Origin of the sequence: Limnospira sp. (assembly GCF_051859755.1) — a bacterium.
In the GTDB taxonomy this organism is placed as follows: Bacteria; Cyanobacteriota; Cyanobacteriia; order Cyanobacteriales; family Microcoleaceae; genus Limnospira; species Limnospira fusiformis.
In genome coordinates this window covers 15478-28793 of the sequence record NZ_JBIMLI010000055.1, presented here as the reverse complement: position 1 = coordinate 28793, position 13316 = coordinate 15478, and the positions used below count along the sequence as shown (strand labels likewise).

Annotated in this window: 13 protein-coding genes and 1 pseudogene; 12 read left to right on the top strand and 2 right to left on the bottom strand. The window is 39.3% G+C overall.

What is annotated here, in order from left to right; all coding sequences use genetic code 11:
* A pseudogene (locus ACTIE0_RS11780) lies at window positions 1-206 on the bottom strand (AAA family ATPase); the annotation flags it as partial.
* A 57-nt stretch (window positions 207-263) separates the two neighbouring features.
* Here ACTIE0_RS11780 and ACTIE0_RS11775 point away from each other — a divergent pair.
* From ACTIE0_RS11775 to ACTIE0_RS11745, 7 genes are all read left to right on the top strand, one after another.
* Window positions 264-452, top strand: a complete 189-nt coding sequence (locus tag ACTIE0_RS11775; protein ID WP_315690428.1) for a chromosome partitioning protein ParB — start codon at window positions 264-266, stop codon at window positions 450-452.
* A 260-nt stretch (window positions 453-712) separates the two neighbouring features.
* Window positions 713-1711: an AAA family ATPase gene (locus ACTIE0_RS11770; RefSeq protein ID WP_006622740.1), complete on the top strand. Its 999-nt coding sequence runs from the start codon at window positions 713-715 to the stop codon at window positions 1709-1711.
* Between the two features lie 8 nt (window positions 1712-1719).
* Window positions 1720-4197, top strand: coding sequence for a S8 family peptidase (locus tag ACTIE0_RS11765; protein WP_006622741.1), 2478 nt, complete (start codon window positions 1720-1722; stop codon window positions 4195-4197).
* Window positions 4198-4639: 442 nt separating this feature from the next.
* Window positions 4640-4906, top strand: a complete 267-nt coding sequence (locus ACTIE0_RS11760) for a hypothetical protein (RefSeq protein WP_006622742.1) — start codon at window positions 4640-4642, stop codon at window positions 4904-4906.
* The gene (locus tag ACTIE0_RS11755) at window positions 4893-5267 is read left to right on the top strand and encodes a type II toxin-antitoxin system VapC family toxin (protein ID WP_439516904.1); all 375 of its coding nucleotides are present in this window, start codon (window positions 4893-4895) and stop codon (window positions 5265-5267) included. Before ACTIE0_RS11760 ends, ACTIE0_RS11755 begins: the two co-directional genes overlap by 14 nt.
* 377 nt (window positions 5268-5644) lie before the next feature.
* Window positions 5645-5911, top strand: a complete 267-nt coding sequence (locus tag ACTIE0_RS11750) for a hypothetical protein (protein ID WP_006622742.1) — start codon at window positions 5645-5647, stop codon at window positions 5909-5911.
* The gene (locus ACTIE0_RS11745) at window positions 5902-6282 is read left to right on the top strand and encodes a type II toxin-antitoxin system VapC family toxin (RefSeq protein ID WP_006668963.1); all 381 of its coding nucleotides are present in this window, start codon (window positions 5902-5904) and stop codon (window positions 6280-6282) included. The genes ACTIE0_RS11750 and ACTIE0_RS11745 overlap by 10 nt, the downstream gene beginning before the upstream one ends.
* Window positions 6283-6452: 170 nt before the next feature.
* Here ACTIE0_RS11745 and ACTIE0_RS11740 read toward each other — a convergent pair whose 3' ends face one another.
* Window positions 6453-7823 carry an ATP-binding protein gene (locus ACTIE0_RS11740; protein ID WP_006668962.1) on the bottom strand — a complete coding sequence of 457 codons (1371 nt, stop codon included), beginning with the start codon at window positions 7821-7823 and terminating at the stop codon, window positions 6453-6455.
* Between the two features lie 301 nt (window positions 7824-8124).
* Between ACTIE0_RS11740 and ACTIE0_RS11735 the strand changes: the two genes are divergently transcribed.
* The 5 genes from ACTIE0_RS11735 (at window position 8125) to ACTIE0_RS11715 (ending at window position 13283) form a co-directional block, all read left to right on the top strand.
* Window positions 8125-9171, top strand: a complete 1047-nt coding sequence (locus ACTIE0_RS11735) for a radical SAM/SPASM domain-containing protein (protein ID WP_006668961.1) — start codon at window positions 8125-8127, stop codon at window positions 9169-9171.
* Window positions 9172-9181: 10 nt separating this feature from the next.
* Window positions 9182-10225 carry a radical SAM protein gene (locus tag ACTIE0_RS11730; protein WP_006668960.1) on the top strand — a complete coding sequence of 348 codons (1044 nt, stop codon included), beginning with the start codon at window positions 9182-9184 and terminating at the stop codon, window positions 10223-10225.
* 21 nt (window positions 10226-10246) lie between these two features.
* On the top strand, window positions 10247-11269 hold the full coding sequence (locus ACTIE0_RS11725) for a radical SAM/SPASM domain-containing protein (RefSeq protein WP_006668959.1): 1023 nt from the start codon (window positions 10247-10249) through the stop codon (window positions 11267-11269).
* 83 nt (window positions 11270-11352) lie between these two features.
* Window positions 11353-12189, top strand: a complete 837-nt coding sequence (locus ACTIE0_RS11720) for a hypothetical protein (RefSeq protein ID WP_006668958.1) — start codon at window positions 11353-11355, stop codon at window positions 12187-12189.
* A gap of 26 nt (window positions 12190-12215) precedes the next feature.
* On the top strand, window positions 12216-13283 hold the full coding sequence (locus ACTIE0_RS11715; RefSeq protein ID WP_006668957.1) for a radical SAM/SPASM domain-containing protein: 1068 nt from the start codon (window positions 12216-12218) through the stop codon (window positions 13281-13283).
* The last annotated feature ends 33 nt before the right edge of the window (window positions 13284-13316 follow it).

Below are 13316 nucleotides of genomic sequence, written 5' to 3'. Positions count from 1 at the left end.
CGGCGGCTATTTTCGGGGGCTTGGCTGAGGTCGTGGCGTGGTGGAGGTGGGGGGGTGGTGGTGTCTTGGGGCGATCGCTTTTTCTGACTCTTAGGATAGCCGTATAAGTCGCTGCAGACATTTATTTGATTAGCAATTTGTACCACGTCGTTGTAATAAGAAAAGACCCCATTTTCGATGAGCGATCGCACATTCTTTTTTTTCACATTCTCTCCCAACAGGTCAGACAGGAGTTTCCATAAGTCGGATGCTGATTTCCTGACGTGATCATTGCCACAGTATTTCTGGAGGCTTTGCCCTGGGGATCCATGGAATATACGAAGGCGAAAACCATTGCCCGGGTTCACGATGAGCAGTTTAGGGAGGAGTTGCTGGAAGAGGCGATCGCACAACCTCTGTCTCTGAGTAAAATTAAGGAACCTATCCGCCAATATCAGGCTGAACAGCAATAATATGTACCTTTTTTTAAAAGTTCAATTTATGCAGTTTATATAGAAATAAAAACACATTAAATATAATAAAAAATGTCAATTGTTAAAGCATAGTATTTGACTGGTCGTTCAGTATTCATTTTTTGAATCTATTAAATGAACCCATCACCCTCAAAAGTAAACGATTTGGGTAAATTTTTGCTCTAGTATGAGATCTGATGAGTTATAATATATTATAGCATCACCAAGGGTGGGCTATTCTAGTAGGGGATACCAGATTTATGTCTACTGCTCGTCAAATCATAGCGCTTATAAAAAGCCACATAGAAGGCGAAGAGCAGCAGTTTTGTTCTGCCGCCCTTCAAATTGCAGCCCATGAAGCAAGGCAGGGACATGGAAAATTGGCTCAAGAAATTCGCGAGTTAATTGATGAAGCTAAAAACCGGGGTTCGGCGCTCGATCGAAAAAATAGCGCAGTCCCCTTAGTTCAGCCAAAAGGTGAATTAGCTAATTTACTATCAGCACGTTACCCAGAGACTAAGCTAAGTGATATGGTACTCTCATCAGAGCTTGAAACCAAACTTAAACGTATTCTTACAGAACAGAAACAACGAAATCGTCTGCAAGATTATAACCTATCTCCTCGTCGCAAAATTCTGTTGGTCGGTCCGCCCGGTTCTGGCAAAACAATGACTGCTGCAGCTTTAGCTGGTGAGTTACAACTGCCGCTGATGACTGCTATTTATAGTAGCCTGATTGGTAAGTTTATGGGAGAAACTGCCAGCAGACTTCAATTAATTTTTGATGCGATGTCACTAACACGGGGCGTTTATTTTTTTGATGAATTTGATGCCATTGGGGCGCACCGCAACAGTGCCAATGATGTGGGAGAGATTCGGCGCGTATTAAATTCATTTTTATTATTTATAGAGAATGACCAAAGTGATAGTTTAATCGTCGCAGCGACCAATCATAACAATTTATTAGATGAAGCTCTTTTTAGAAGATTTGATGATGTGATTTCATATACACTTCCCAGCGAAGAAATGATTCGCCGCGTTTTAGAAAATAGGCTAACATTATTTGATATTCATTGGCATGATTGGTCAGAGATTTTTAAGGCGGCACAAAATTTAAGTTTGGCTGAAATTGTTCGTGCTGCGGATGAAGCAGCAAAACAGGCTGTACTATTAAATACTGAACAAATTGACCATGAACATTTGCTGGCGACTCTTTTAGAAAGACGCAACATTAACCATTTAGTATTGACCAAAGTGTAGGCGCGATTATGTCCCAAGAATCCCGTGATTTTCCTCATATTTACTTACCGGAAAACGGCCAGAGTGAAAATTATACACGACCCCGACAAGGTGGTGGTTCTAATTTATCTCCCGATCGCGATCGGATAGCTCATGCTAGGTATTTAGAGGAACAAATCGGCAAAGCAATTCAGCAAGCTAATCAAATATTAAACTCTCGTGATTCTCAGCTTGCTACTGGAGTACCGGGGTTTTACTTAGAATTTCAGATTAAAAGTGAGGAAACCATTGCTTTAAAGTCCTTAGAAAACAGGAAAAAAAATATTGAATTGGTGGCAGTGAAGAAAATTCATGACCAGGAAGACATGGTTTTGGCAACAGTTTTTGTTCCAGAGTCAGCCCAGGACTACTTTCTAAAAAAAGTAGAACAGTATCGAGACGAAGATACAGATACAGACAAACCCAAAAATCAGGCACTTGTCGCTCGGTTAGAAGCGGTTCAAATTGGCACAGTACAATCACTATTTACTGATGTTCCTGCCTTGTTTCCCGAAAATGGGCGGGAGGTTTGGTGGGAAGTTTGGCTCCGAAAAGAGAAACAGGGAGAATTTAATCAGATTACTCAAAAGCTGGAGATTACCACAAAATATCATGCAATTTCTTTCCCAGAACGTGAGGTGGTTTTGGCAATGTGTAATTGGGAAGCAATGGCACGAGTCATCAATAATTCTGATGTAGTAGCAGAATTACGCCTCGCCAAAGATACGCCATCAATGTTTCTGGGAATGCCAAATATAGAACAAGAGCAATGGGTTGACGATTTAGAAAAACGACTAATTGCACCAGCTAAACACGCGGTATCAATTTGTGTATTAGATAGTGGAGTTGCCAGAATTCATCCATTACTTTCGCCGGGACTGGATGCCAATGATATGCACGCAGTTGAACCATCTTGGGGGGTTAATGATAGCGCTTTTTGGCGCGGTCATGGTACAGCAATGGCTGGTTTATGTTTGTATTCTGACCAACTCATCGATTTGTTAGCCACATCGGGACAAGTGAAACTTTTCCACCGCCTTGAATCAGTTAAAATTCTTCCCAATACCGGACAAAATCAACCTGAGCTTTACGGTGCAATAACAGAGCAGGGTGTTTCTTTACCTGAAATTGCAAATCCCCATCGCCCTCGGGTTTTTTGTATGGCGGTAACAAGTAGTAGTGACTCTACAAAAGGAACGCCATCATCTTGGTCAGCAGCAGTGGATCAGCTATGTTTCAATGATGGTGAATTCCGCCGATTGATGATTATTTCTGCTGGTAATATTTCTCAAGAAATTATAGCAGAAGATTACCTCAATATTAATGATGTTGAAACCATAGACAATCCTGGGCAAGCGTGGAATCCTCTAATTGTGGGTGCTTATACTGAAAAAATTAATATTATCGACTCTAATTATCAGGGTTGGCTGCCCTTAGCCCCTGGGGGCGACCTGTCTCCTCGTAGTAGAACTTCAGTTACATGGGACAGTCAATGGCCGATTCGTCCAGATGTGGTGTTTGAAGGTGGAAATATGGCTTTTGATGGTGAAAATCCAGCAGCAGCCATTGACGATCTTTGTCTGCTAACCACTCACTACCGCCCAAATATCAGAATGTTCGATCGCATGAGCGATACAAGCAGCGCAACTGCTCTTGCTAGTTACATGGCAGCACGTATTATGTCAGAACAGCCCAACTATCGACCGGAAACGATACGCGCACTGATTGTCCATTCTGCGGAATGGACTCCGGCAATGCAGAATCACTTTGAGGCTGCATCCTCTAAAACTGCTAGAGGTGCGCTTTTGAGACGTTATGGTTATGGAGTGCCTGATTTAAGTCGTGCGCTTCAAAGTGCCAGTAATGATTTAACCCTAGTTATTGAAGATGAACTCCAACCGTTTTGTTTAGAAAATAGCCGGGTTAAAACTAAAGAGATGAAGTTTCATAAGTTGCCTTGGCCGAGTGAAAAACTAGAAATCTTAGGAGAAGCAAAGATAGAGTTAAAAATTACTTTATCCTATTTTATTGAACCCAATCCTGGAGAGAGGGGATGGGCATATCGACATCGTTATCCTTCTCACGGGTTGCGCTTCAAGGTCAAAGACTCTTTAGAAACTGATAATGATTTCAGATGGCGAATTAATCAAGCTGTTCGAGAAGAGAAAGAGGACAGAAGAAGTTCAAGTCATTCTGATGATCATAATTGGTTTCTTGGCTCAAATACCAGGGATGGCGGTTCTATACATTCTGATATCTGGTATGGTACTGGTGTGGAATTAGCCCAGAAAGATGCGATCGCGGTCTATCCAGTGGGGGGATGGTGGAAAGAAAAACAATATTTAGATCGGTACGATCAAATGGCACCCTATTCACTGGTGATTTCCATTCGGGTCCCCGGAGTTGAAGTGGATATTTACACTCCCGTTTACAATTTAGTGAGTACATCTGTGGCAATTGAAACTTAAACAATTAGCCAAATATTATGATGATTTTTAATGGCGATAATTTCAGCGGTAGGGTGTGTTAGGGGCGGCGCTAATTTAATTACCTAATAATTAGTCTAAAAATCAGCCCCGTAACGCACCATCATCAACCAGGTAGGGTGTGTTAGGGGCTGCCATAATTTAATTCCCTAATAACTATCTGAAAAATCAGCCCCGTAACGCACCATCATCAACCAGACAAAAATCATCTAATTGTATAGATACAAATATCCGTCTCAAGCAAAATTTTCATACAATTTGCTCTCGTTCCATCGGTAGGGAGCGATACTATTCCCACTCATAAACAGCTTTGCCGTGTCCATTGGTCACTCCGTATATACAGAAGGGGGGGGGGGGATACTATTATTTATTATAGCAAATATTATGCTCGTCAAGCCATGCCGAAATGAATTATGTTATAATTATGGCATTAACTCAACTAAATGGCTTCCGAAAATTTATGATCATTCGAGCTAAAGGAATTAAGCGCGGTCAAACTATTATTTTGAATGAATCGCTTTCTCTACCGGATCAAGAAGTGGAAATCATGGTCATACCTATCTCCGATCCTGGGAGTGAACCCTTGACAAAAAATACATTAGCTGACTTTGTGGGAAAGCTGCAAAATTCACCCAATTTTCAAGACGATCCGGTTGTAATTCAGCGTCAGATGCGTGATGAGTGGGATTAAATTGTTATTAGATACTAATGTGGCGATCGCCATTCTCAAAGCCTATTCATCAGCGATCGCATTGCTGGCAACCGAGCAGCTAGAATTTGAGAACTGTGCCATCAGTCAAATTACGCGAATGGAGTTACTCAGTTATCCTAACTTAGAGGCAGAAGAGGAGCAGACGATTCAAAACTTGTTGGCAAATTTATTAGTCTTGAAATTAGATGAAAAAATTGAACAAGAGGCGATCGCCTTTCGACGCAACCATAATGTGAAGTTGCCGGATGCGATTATTGCAGCAACGGCGAAGGTTTATGGGTTACGCTTGCTAAGGTTGGATCGGCAATTACAGGCTAAATTTAGCACTGACTTACCTTAATGGGTGGGCTATGGTCACGAAAAGAAACTGGGTTTCTACAACAGCGCATTTCTGCCAAGATTTATTAAAGAAACCCGGTTTCTCCATAAATAGCCTAAGGGGTAGTGTTAGGGGCGACGAGAATTTAATTACCTAATAATTAGCCTAAAAATCCGCTCGGTAACGCACCATCATCAACCAGACAAAAATCATCTAATTGTATAGATACAAATATCCGTATCAAGCAAAATTTTCATACAATTTGCTCTCGTTCCATCGGTAGGGAGCGATCGCGCTCAATTGGCAAATCCTCTGGAAACTCCTGAAGGGCATCAAACATCTATTTATAGCAAATATTCTGCTACTCAAGCAATGCCGAAATGAATTATGTTATAATTATGGCATTAACTCAACTAAATGGCTTCCGAAAATTTATGATCATTCGAGCTAAAGGAATTAAGCGCGGTCAAACTATTATTTTGAATGAATCGCTTTCTCTACCGGATCAAGAAGTGGAAATCATGGTCATACCTATCTCCGATCCTGGGAGTGAACCCTTGACAAAAAATACATTAGCTGACTTTGTGGGAAAGCTGCAAAATTCACCCAATTTTCAAGACGATCCGGTTGTAATTCAGCGTCAGATGCGTGATGAGTGGGATTGATTTGTTGTAGATTAATATTAGATACTAATGTGGCGATCGCCATTCTCAAAGCCTATTCATCAGCGATCGCATTGCTGGCAACCGAGCAGCTAGAATTTGAGAACTGTGCCATCAGTCAAATTACGCGAATGGAGTTACTCAGTTATCCTAACTTAGAGGCAGAAGAGGAGCAGACGATTCAAAACTTGTTGGCAAATTTATTAGTCTTGAAATTAGATGAAAAAATTGAACAAGAGGCGATCGCCTTTCGACGCAACCATAATGTGAAGTTGCCGGATGCGATTATTGCAGCAACGGCGAAGGTTTATGGGTTACGCTTGCTAAGGTTGGATCGGCAATTACAGGCTAAATTTAGCACTGACTTACCTTAATGGGTGGGCTATGGTCAGGAAAAGAAACTGGGTTTCTACAACAGCGCATTTCTGCCAAGATTTATTAAAGAAACCCGGTTTCTCCATAAATAGCCTAAGGGGTAGTGTTAGGGGCGACGAGAATTTAATTACCTAATAATTAGCCGAAAAATCCGCTCGGTAACGCCAGCCTAGGAAATTAAATTTTTCACATATTGTTTAATCACTGGTTGTAGGGTGAAACCGGATGATTTGTTCAGGAAATTTCGTCGGGTTAAAGATTGTATCCCTTTCAGAAAATCGGCATCTGATAAAAGTTCGGGTGGTTTCTGGCTGATATCTACGGATTTTTCTTGGTTAGCTAACCACCCCATGAGGATTTTCTCGACTTCGGACAACCGTTGATAATGTGGTTTGATGAGAGTTTCTAGACTTCCTAAATATAGAGTAGGATAGGATAGGAATTTTTGGACACTACCGTTAAATAGTTCTAGGATATCAGTGGCGATTATACTTAACCATAAAGGGTTGCCATTGTACAGTTCAATCAGCTTTGACCATTCAGGTTTATCTTTGAGTTTTCTAGCGGTGAGGAGTTGGCTGGCTGATTTCCCTAACCCGGCAATTTGTAGAGTTTTGCCGTAGTTTTCTTCAGCTTCCATGGTGGCGATTTCTAGGGGTTGTTCCCAACCGAGTAGCAACAGACAACTTTGATGAGAGCATCTGCCAATTTCATGGAGGAGATGACTATAGTTTTGGTATTCTGGGCGATAATTGCCGACTAATTCTCCAGGGTTTAAGGTTTCTTGAAAGTCGTCGAGGATGATTAAACAACGGTGGTTTCTGAGATGGTCTAAAAAAGAGTTACGAGAGTTTAAATAGTTGATGATTGATGGGTTGTGGCTGGGAGGTGGTGGGGCGAGAGATTCGATGATATGACTTTGTAGGGCGTTGAAATTGGGGAATTGGCGATGACTGCGCCACAGAGTGCGATCGAAGTTGTCTTTAATCTCTTCTACCAGTTTTCTAGCCAGGGCGGTTTTCCCAATTCCGGATAGTCCGGTTAGGCTGACAATGCGGCTATGTTCTTCTAGTATCCACTGCTTGAGGGTAGCTAGTTCCTGGGTGCGATCGCAGAAGCGGCGGCTATTTTCGGGGGCTTGGCTGAGGTCGTGGCGTGGTGGAGGTGGGGGGGTGGTGGTGTCTTGGGGCGATCGGTTGGGCGGGATTTTTGAGGGATTGTATAAATCACTACAGAAATTTATGTTATTACCAATGTGCAGACTGCCTGTATTAAATGAATAGAATATTCCATTTTCGATGAGCGATCGAACATTCTTCTTTTTTACGTCTTCTTCCAGCAGGTCAGACAGGAGTTTCCATAAGTCGGACGCTGATTTCCTGACATGATCGCTCGTACAGTGGTATTCTTCAGCGATTTCCTTATATCCTTTCCCTTGCCACGCCCCCTCCAAAATAACCCTTTGCAGGGAGTCCAGGTGCTTTCCAGTTTTGGCAAAAATCAGATTATCGGTCCACTGCAAGGCTTCTTGAATCTCCATAGCTCTTCAATTGGCTCCTACTTTTGGGTACTTTAACCCCCTATTATCCCACATTCCCCCCCTTTTTGCAACACAATTCCACATTCCCCCCTTTTTGGATTTGTAAACCCCTCAGAGAACCCCCCCTAAATCCCATTTTTATGGGGTTGACGAATTAAAAATCAGTTGCGAGAATATTGTGCATAACTGCAATCCTATAGTTCACTACCTGAGTTTTACCAAGATTAACTGTGTACTGTTTCCAGCAATATTGACTTGAGCGAGATTATTTTAGCAATTCTAACTTGGAGCAATTATAACAATGGTTGAGATACAAGATACAACAAAAAAAGCTGAGACCACTTACGATATTGGCTTAGGCATTACTTCACGATGTAATGCTCGTTGCAAGCATTGTTACTCTTCGTCTCTTGGTAGACAGGAAGATATATCTTTGGATCTGATCCAGAATTTATTAAGTATAATCCCTGTAAAATCTATCAATCTAGGAACTGGAGAAGTGGGACTCCATCCTTGTTTTGAGCAAATAATTGAATATATTTTGAGCAATGTATCCAAGGTTTCCATAACTTCTAATGGCTTGACTTTATCTAGAATGTCTGACGATCAGCTATGCCGTTTACATGACGTAGATATATCCTTGGACTTTCCCTCTGCCAAAAAGCATGATGAATTTAGAGGCGTAAGGTTATTTGATTTAGCGATTTATCAAATAGATCGGTGTAAGAAATTGGGCGTAAAATGTTCTGTTGCAACTGCCGTCACCAGTGCTAATATCCCATACTTACTGGAGATGCTAAGTCTAGTCAGAACATACGATATAGCTTTGAGACTTAATTTATATAAGCAAGTTGATGCGGAATACCTTACGCCAAATTATGAACAATTTTGGAATTTCTTTAAAGTTTTTTTTAAGTATGCCAAGATAGTATCCTGTTCTGAACCAATTTTACAGGTTGTTCTGGGAATGTGCCATAAAGAATTCCAGGGTTCTCCCTGTACTCATAACTCTTTGAGAATTAGACCTAATGGACAAATAAGTAGGTGTGTTTACTTGTCTGGTGAAGAGAACCTATATGCTCTTGAAGATCATCATATTTTAGAAAAGCTTAATCATATAGGACATCCTAAATACATACCTGTTGTCTGCCACAGATGCAAGCATGTCAACTATTGTCAAGGAGGCTGCGAAAGCAGACGCATATTAACACAAGGCATTAATATGCCTGATATGTATTGCCCTTTTATACATGGAGAAAACATTTACATTGAGCCCCTGATTGCAGAAAAAGATGATTCAGAAGACTATATTCACAGCTCTTATTTGTGTACATTAATTGTTAAATGAGGATGCCAATATGTTGCAATTACAGGAATTAGACCTTCATGTTACTAATAAGTGTATGCTGGCGTGCAAGCATTGTTGTTTTGATGCTGGAGAAAAAATGTTGCCAGAACTAAAAAAAGAGAGGTGGATGCAAATTTTAAAACAAGGTAAAAACCTGGGGGTCAAAGATATTGATATCACTGGGGGAGAACCTTTATTATATAAAGGTTTAGACCACCTTATTAATTATGCAGTAAATTTAGAATATAATGTTACTCTTCAAACCAATGGAATATTGTTTAATAGAAGCCGTAGAAAAGAACTTAAAGCCAGGGGCTTGAAAAATGTAATGATTTCTATCGATGGTTGGGAAAAAAGTCATAATTGGCTAAGAGGATTTAATAGTTTTCAGCAAGCTAAATCAAACATAGAAGAAGCTATTGAAGAAGGATGGACTATCAGAGTAAATGCAGTAGCCATGAAATCTACATTTAAATCTATACCAACATTAATTTCTTGGGCTGATAAAACTGGTATTCCGCTGGTCTCTATTTTCTTTTTTACACCTCAAGGCAGAGGAGAAAGCATTTTAAATGAGGAATTAGAATATAAACAATGGGAAGAATTCATCATTAGCCTTCAAAGCCAAGTTTCTCATCTGCAACAAACTCACGTTATAGTAGAACCATCTGTAGGTCCTCTAGGGGGGTTAATAGAAGCTATTAAATGTCCTATGTATTATCGAGGATATTTGCAAGTTTTATGTGATGGACGTGCTTATCCTTGTACCATGTTAATTTTTTCCGATCTTTATCTCGCTGATTTATCTTGTGAATCGCTTAGTCATTGTTTGGAAGAGTCCAGATGGTCTAAACTAACTAAAAGTATAGATGATATTGTTGATGATAGCGATGAGTGTAAGGGAGGTTGTATCGGATATTCTACATGGCTCACAGGAAAATTAGGTATCGACCCACGATGCCAAGTATTTGAGAAAGGAACTTTCCCTATTTGCCCACTTGTCAAGATAGATTTGTCAAAAAACAAAAAAGCCCTACGAAGTGGGCTGTTGTAATTAATTGAGGAATTTTAAAAAATGAGTGTAAAATCTAATCGCATTAATGAAGACTCCGTATGTTGTTTTCGCTCTATTTCTTCAAAAGGAATAAGAGTGTGTTGGGAAATTTTGGCCAAGTGTAATTTGTCCTGTCATCACTGCATGGTATATTCACCTATTCGCAAGGGGCCTTCTCTGAGCAGAATGCTTCAAATTGTTGAGGAAATGACAAGAATAAATGTCCACAAAGTGCTTATTAGTGGTGGAGAACCATTTTTATTCCCATTTTTGGAAGAATTATGTTTTGCTTTGTATGAGAAAGGAATTTTGGTAGATATTAATACCAATGCCACCCAGTTTACTATTGAAAAGCTTGAGGGATTAAAAAAAATGGGTGTAACTGAACTAACTATCAGCCTTGATGGTAGCTCCAAAGAAATATATGAAAAATGTAGACCTAATGCAAATTGGTTTCAAGTAATTGAAAATATTTCTAATGCTGTAAAATTGGGGTTTGATGTAGATATTGTTTTTGTTCCTACTAAATTAAATCAACATCAATTGGAAGAAACAGCAAATTTAAGCTGTAATTTAAACTGCAAAAGCTTAACTGTTGCTGGATTAGTAAGATTTGAAAAAGCTCATCAAAATTGGCATTCTTTGGCTCTCGATAAAATGGAATTACAAAACCTTTACAGCCGTATTAAAAAGTTGCGTTCAGAAATTTCTATCCCTCTCCGTTCAAATCGCATAGCGACTTCTTTACCTCCAACACCTTGTGGAGCGGGAGAAAGTGTATTAGGTATTGACGCCGCTGGGTATGTTCATCCATGTCCTCTATACATATTACAACCGAGTCTTCAAAATGACGTTATTTATAGACCATTAGAGGAAATTGTATATTCATCAGAATTCCAATCACTACTTCCCCAAGTCAATAGCATGAATAACTGTAGCTCTTGTCCACATAATTCAACCTGTAAAGGTGGGTGTTTCGGAGTAAAACAAATGTTAGGATTATCTTTCAAGAACCCCGACCCAATTTGCGAAATTAGTTTTTAACTATAGGCACATCAAAAAGATCAATTCAAGTTGAATATATGCCTCACGATTGATGACGGTAATGATATACCCAAATATCAACAATGAATTTTAAAATGTCAAAAAGTTTGCAAGATCAGGCTTTGGAATGGGCAAGCTTCGTAACGGGAGAATCACTGCTATCTTGGACTACTATTGATCGACCAAATCGAGATAGTAGAATATTTAAAATATATACATCCTCAAAAATGTTAATTTTAATGTTGAGGTTAGATCGAAATAACCAGAATAACTTACAATTACAGTCACGGCAAAAGAAAGACATTGAAAGAGAGGTTTCCGCACTACAAAATTGTATCGGCATGAGTCCAAAGCTAGTTAATTATGCCCCTGAATATGGAGCATTATTATTTGATCCTATTCCCGATAATTATCCAAGCTTAACGGATTTGCTTTGTGAGAGCAATAAGAATAATATCGACAATGTTATTCAACTTCCTCTTGCTACTCTTGCTAAAATTCATAGACAACCCGTACCGATACAGTTAGTAGATTCAGATTTTATGGAAGACCTGTATTTACATATCACTTTAAATGCTAGACAGCTATGTCCGCAAATTTCAATGCCAGTTTTATCCGGAGAATCTGTATTTCTTCATGGCAATCCCAATCCAGGAAATTGGAAACAAATTTCCCAAAGTGAAGGAATATGGCTAGATTTTGAAGACTCATATGCTGGGATTGCGGAGTTTGATTTTGGCTATTTTTTGGGACATCTTAGAGTTTTATTCCGAGATAAAGCTATTAATTCTGTATTAACCAGTTTAAAACAAATTAATCTTACAGTTAACGAAGATTACATCATACAAGTTAGTGAAGTGGTCTATTATTATGTAATAGCTACGGAATCAAGATATAAGCGATATTTATTGGTTAATTGACAACAATTTTTGTAGGAGAGATAATCATGGATACCAAAAAAAATCAACGGAATGAATTACAAGGGGAATCTGCTAAAACACCGGACGTAAAAATGTTGGCTTGGAATATATCTCCTTGGTGCAATCTTACTTGCAAGCATTGTTACTTGGGTGAAATTAAAGGTTATGATTCTTTGTCAACGCATGAATTAGATAGAATTGTGGATCAAATTTCTTCTATTGATGTTAAAGTGGTTTTCTTGGCGGGTGGGGAACCATTACTTATTCGCAATTTAGAGTATGTAATACGTCAATTAGCTCAAACAGGGGTTTCTGTTTTCGTTAACACTAACGGGATTTTATTAACAGAAAAAAGAATTGATTCTCTTTTGAGATCTCAGGTTAGTGGGGTAATTATTGGGTTTGATGGAATTACTCAAGAATCTTATGAAATGATTCGGGGTGAACATACCTACCAGCAAGCATTGCAGGGATTAAAAACTGCTATAAAAATGGGTATGTCTGTTGAAAGTGATTTTACACTTAACTGTTTAAACAGACATCAATTGAATTCAGTTCCTTTATGGGGAGATGAATTAAAATTAAAGCGAATTACAGTTAAAAGATATGTTCCCAGGCCAGAAAGTAAGTTTGATTCTCAATTAAGGTTGACACCCCAAATTTTGAAAGAGACTTACCATGATTTTTTAGACATTTTCCCGTATCCATCCCAACGAGAAAGTTGCAAGATTTATGCACATGATCCTTTGTTTATTGTTGCTAAAGCGGAAAAAGGATTACTGAATCAAGAAGATATTTTGAGAGAAGATTGTAATGCGGGTGGCTATACAAGAGGTTGGATAGGTCTATCATCGCAAGGAAATATTCAACCATGTCCTGTCATGACGGAAGAAGTAGTGGGAAATATCTTATCTGAAGAACTACAAGATATTGTTAAATGTTCTAAGATGGATATAATTAGAGATGCTATTCCTGCTATTTGTCAAAAATGTCACCATTCTTCTTATTGTCGTGGTGGTTGTAAAGCGACCAAAATTCGCATGGGAACTTCATTGGATAAACCAGATCCATGTTGCTGGATATATCATAAATAAACGATATTTCGCACATTAAAAACTAATTGCGGG

Bases quoted from the DNA above. Each gene is read 5' to 3' on its own strand.
- ACTIE0_RS11725 (WP_006668959.1), top strand. From the start codon at position 10,247: ATGAGTGTAAAATCTAATCGCATTAATGAAGACTCCGTATGTTGTTTT.
- ACTIE0_RS11715 (WP_006668957.1), top strand. From the start codon at position 12,216: ATGGATACCAAAAAAAATCAACGGAATGAATTACAAGGGGAATCTGCT.
- ACTIE0_RS11720 (WP_006668958.1), top strand. From the start codon at position 11,353: ATGAATTTTAAAATGTCAAAAAGTTTGCAAGATCAGGCTTTGGAATGG.
- ACTIE0_RS11765 (WP_006622741.1), top strand. From the start codon at position 1,720: ATGTCCCAAGAATCCCGTGATTTTCCTCATATTTACTTACCGGAAAAC.
- ACTIE0_RS11755 (WP_439516904.1), top strand. From the start codon at position 4,893: ATGAGTGGGATTAAATTGTTATTAGATACTAATGTGGCGATCGCCATT.
- ACTIE0_RS11750 (WP_006622742.1), top strand. From the start codon at position 5,645: ATGGCATTAACTCAACTAAATGGCTTCCGAAAATTTATGATCATTCGA.
- ACTIE0_RS11760 (WP_006622742.1), top strand. From the start codon at position 4,640: ATGGCATTAACTCAACTAAATGGCTTCCGAAAATTTATGATCATTCGA.
- ACTIE0_RS11740 (WP_006668962.1), bottom strand. From the start codon at position 7,823: ATGGAGATTCAAGAAGCCTTGCAGTGGACCGATAATCTGATTTTTGCC.
- ACTIE0_RS11735 (WP_006668961.1), top strand. From the start codon at position 8,125: ATGGTTGAGATACAAGATACAACAAAAAAAGCTGAGACCACTTACGAT.
- ACTIE0_RS11730 (WP_006668960.1), top strand. From the start codon at position 9,182: ATGTTGCAATTACAGGAATTAGACCTTCATGTTACTAATAAGTGTATG.
- ACTIE0_RS11770 (WP_006622740.1), top strand. From the start codon at position 713: ATGTCTACTGCTCGTCAAATCATAGCGCTTATAAAAAGCCACATAGAA.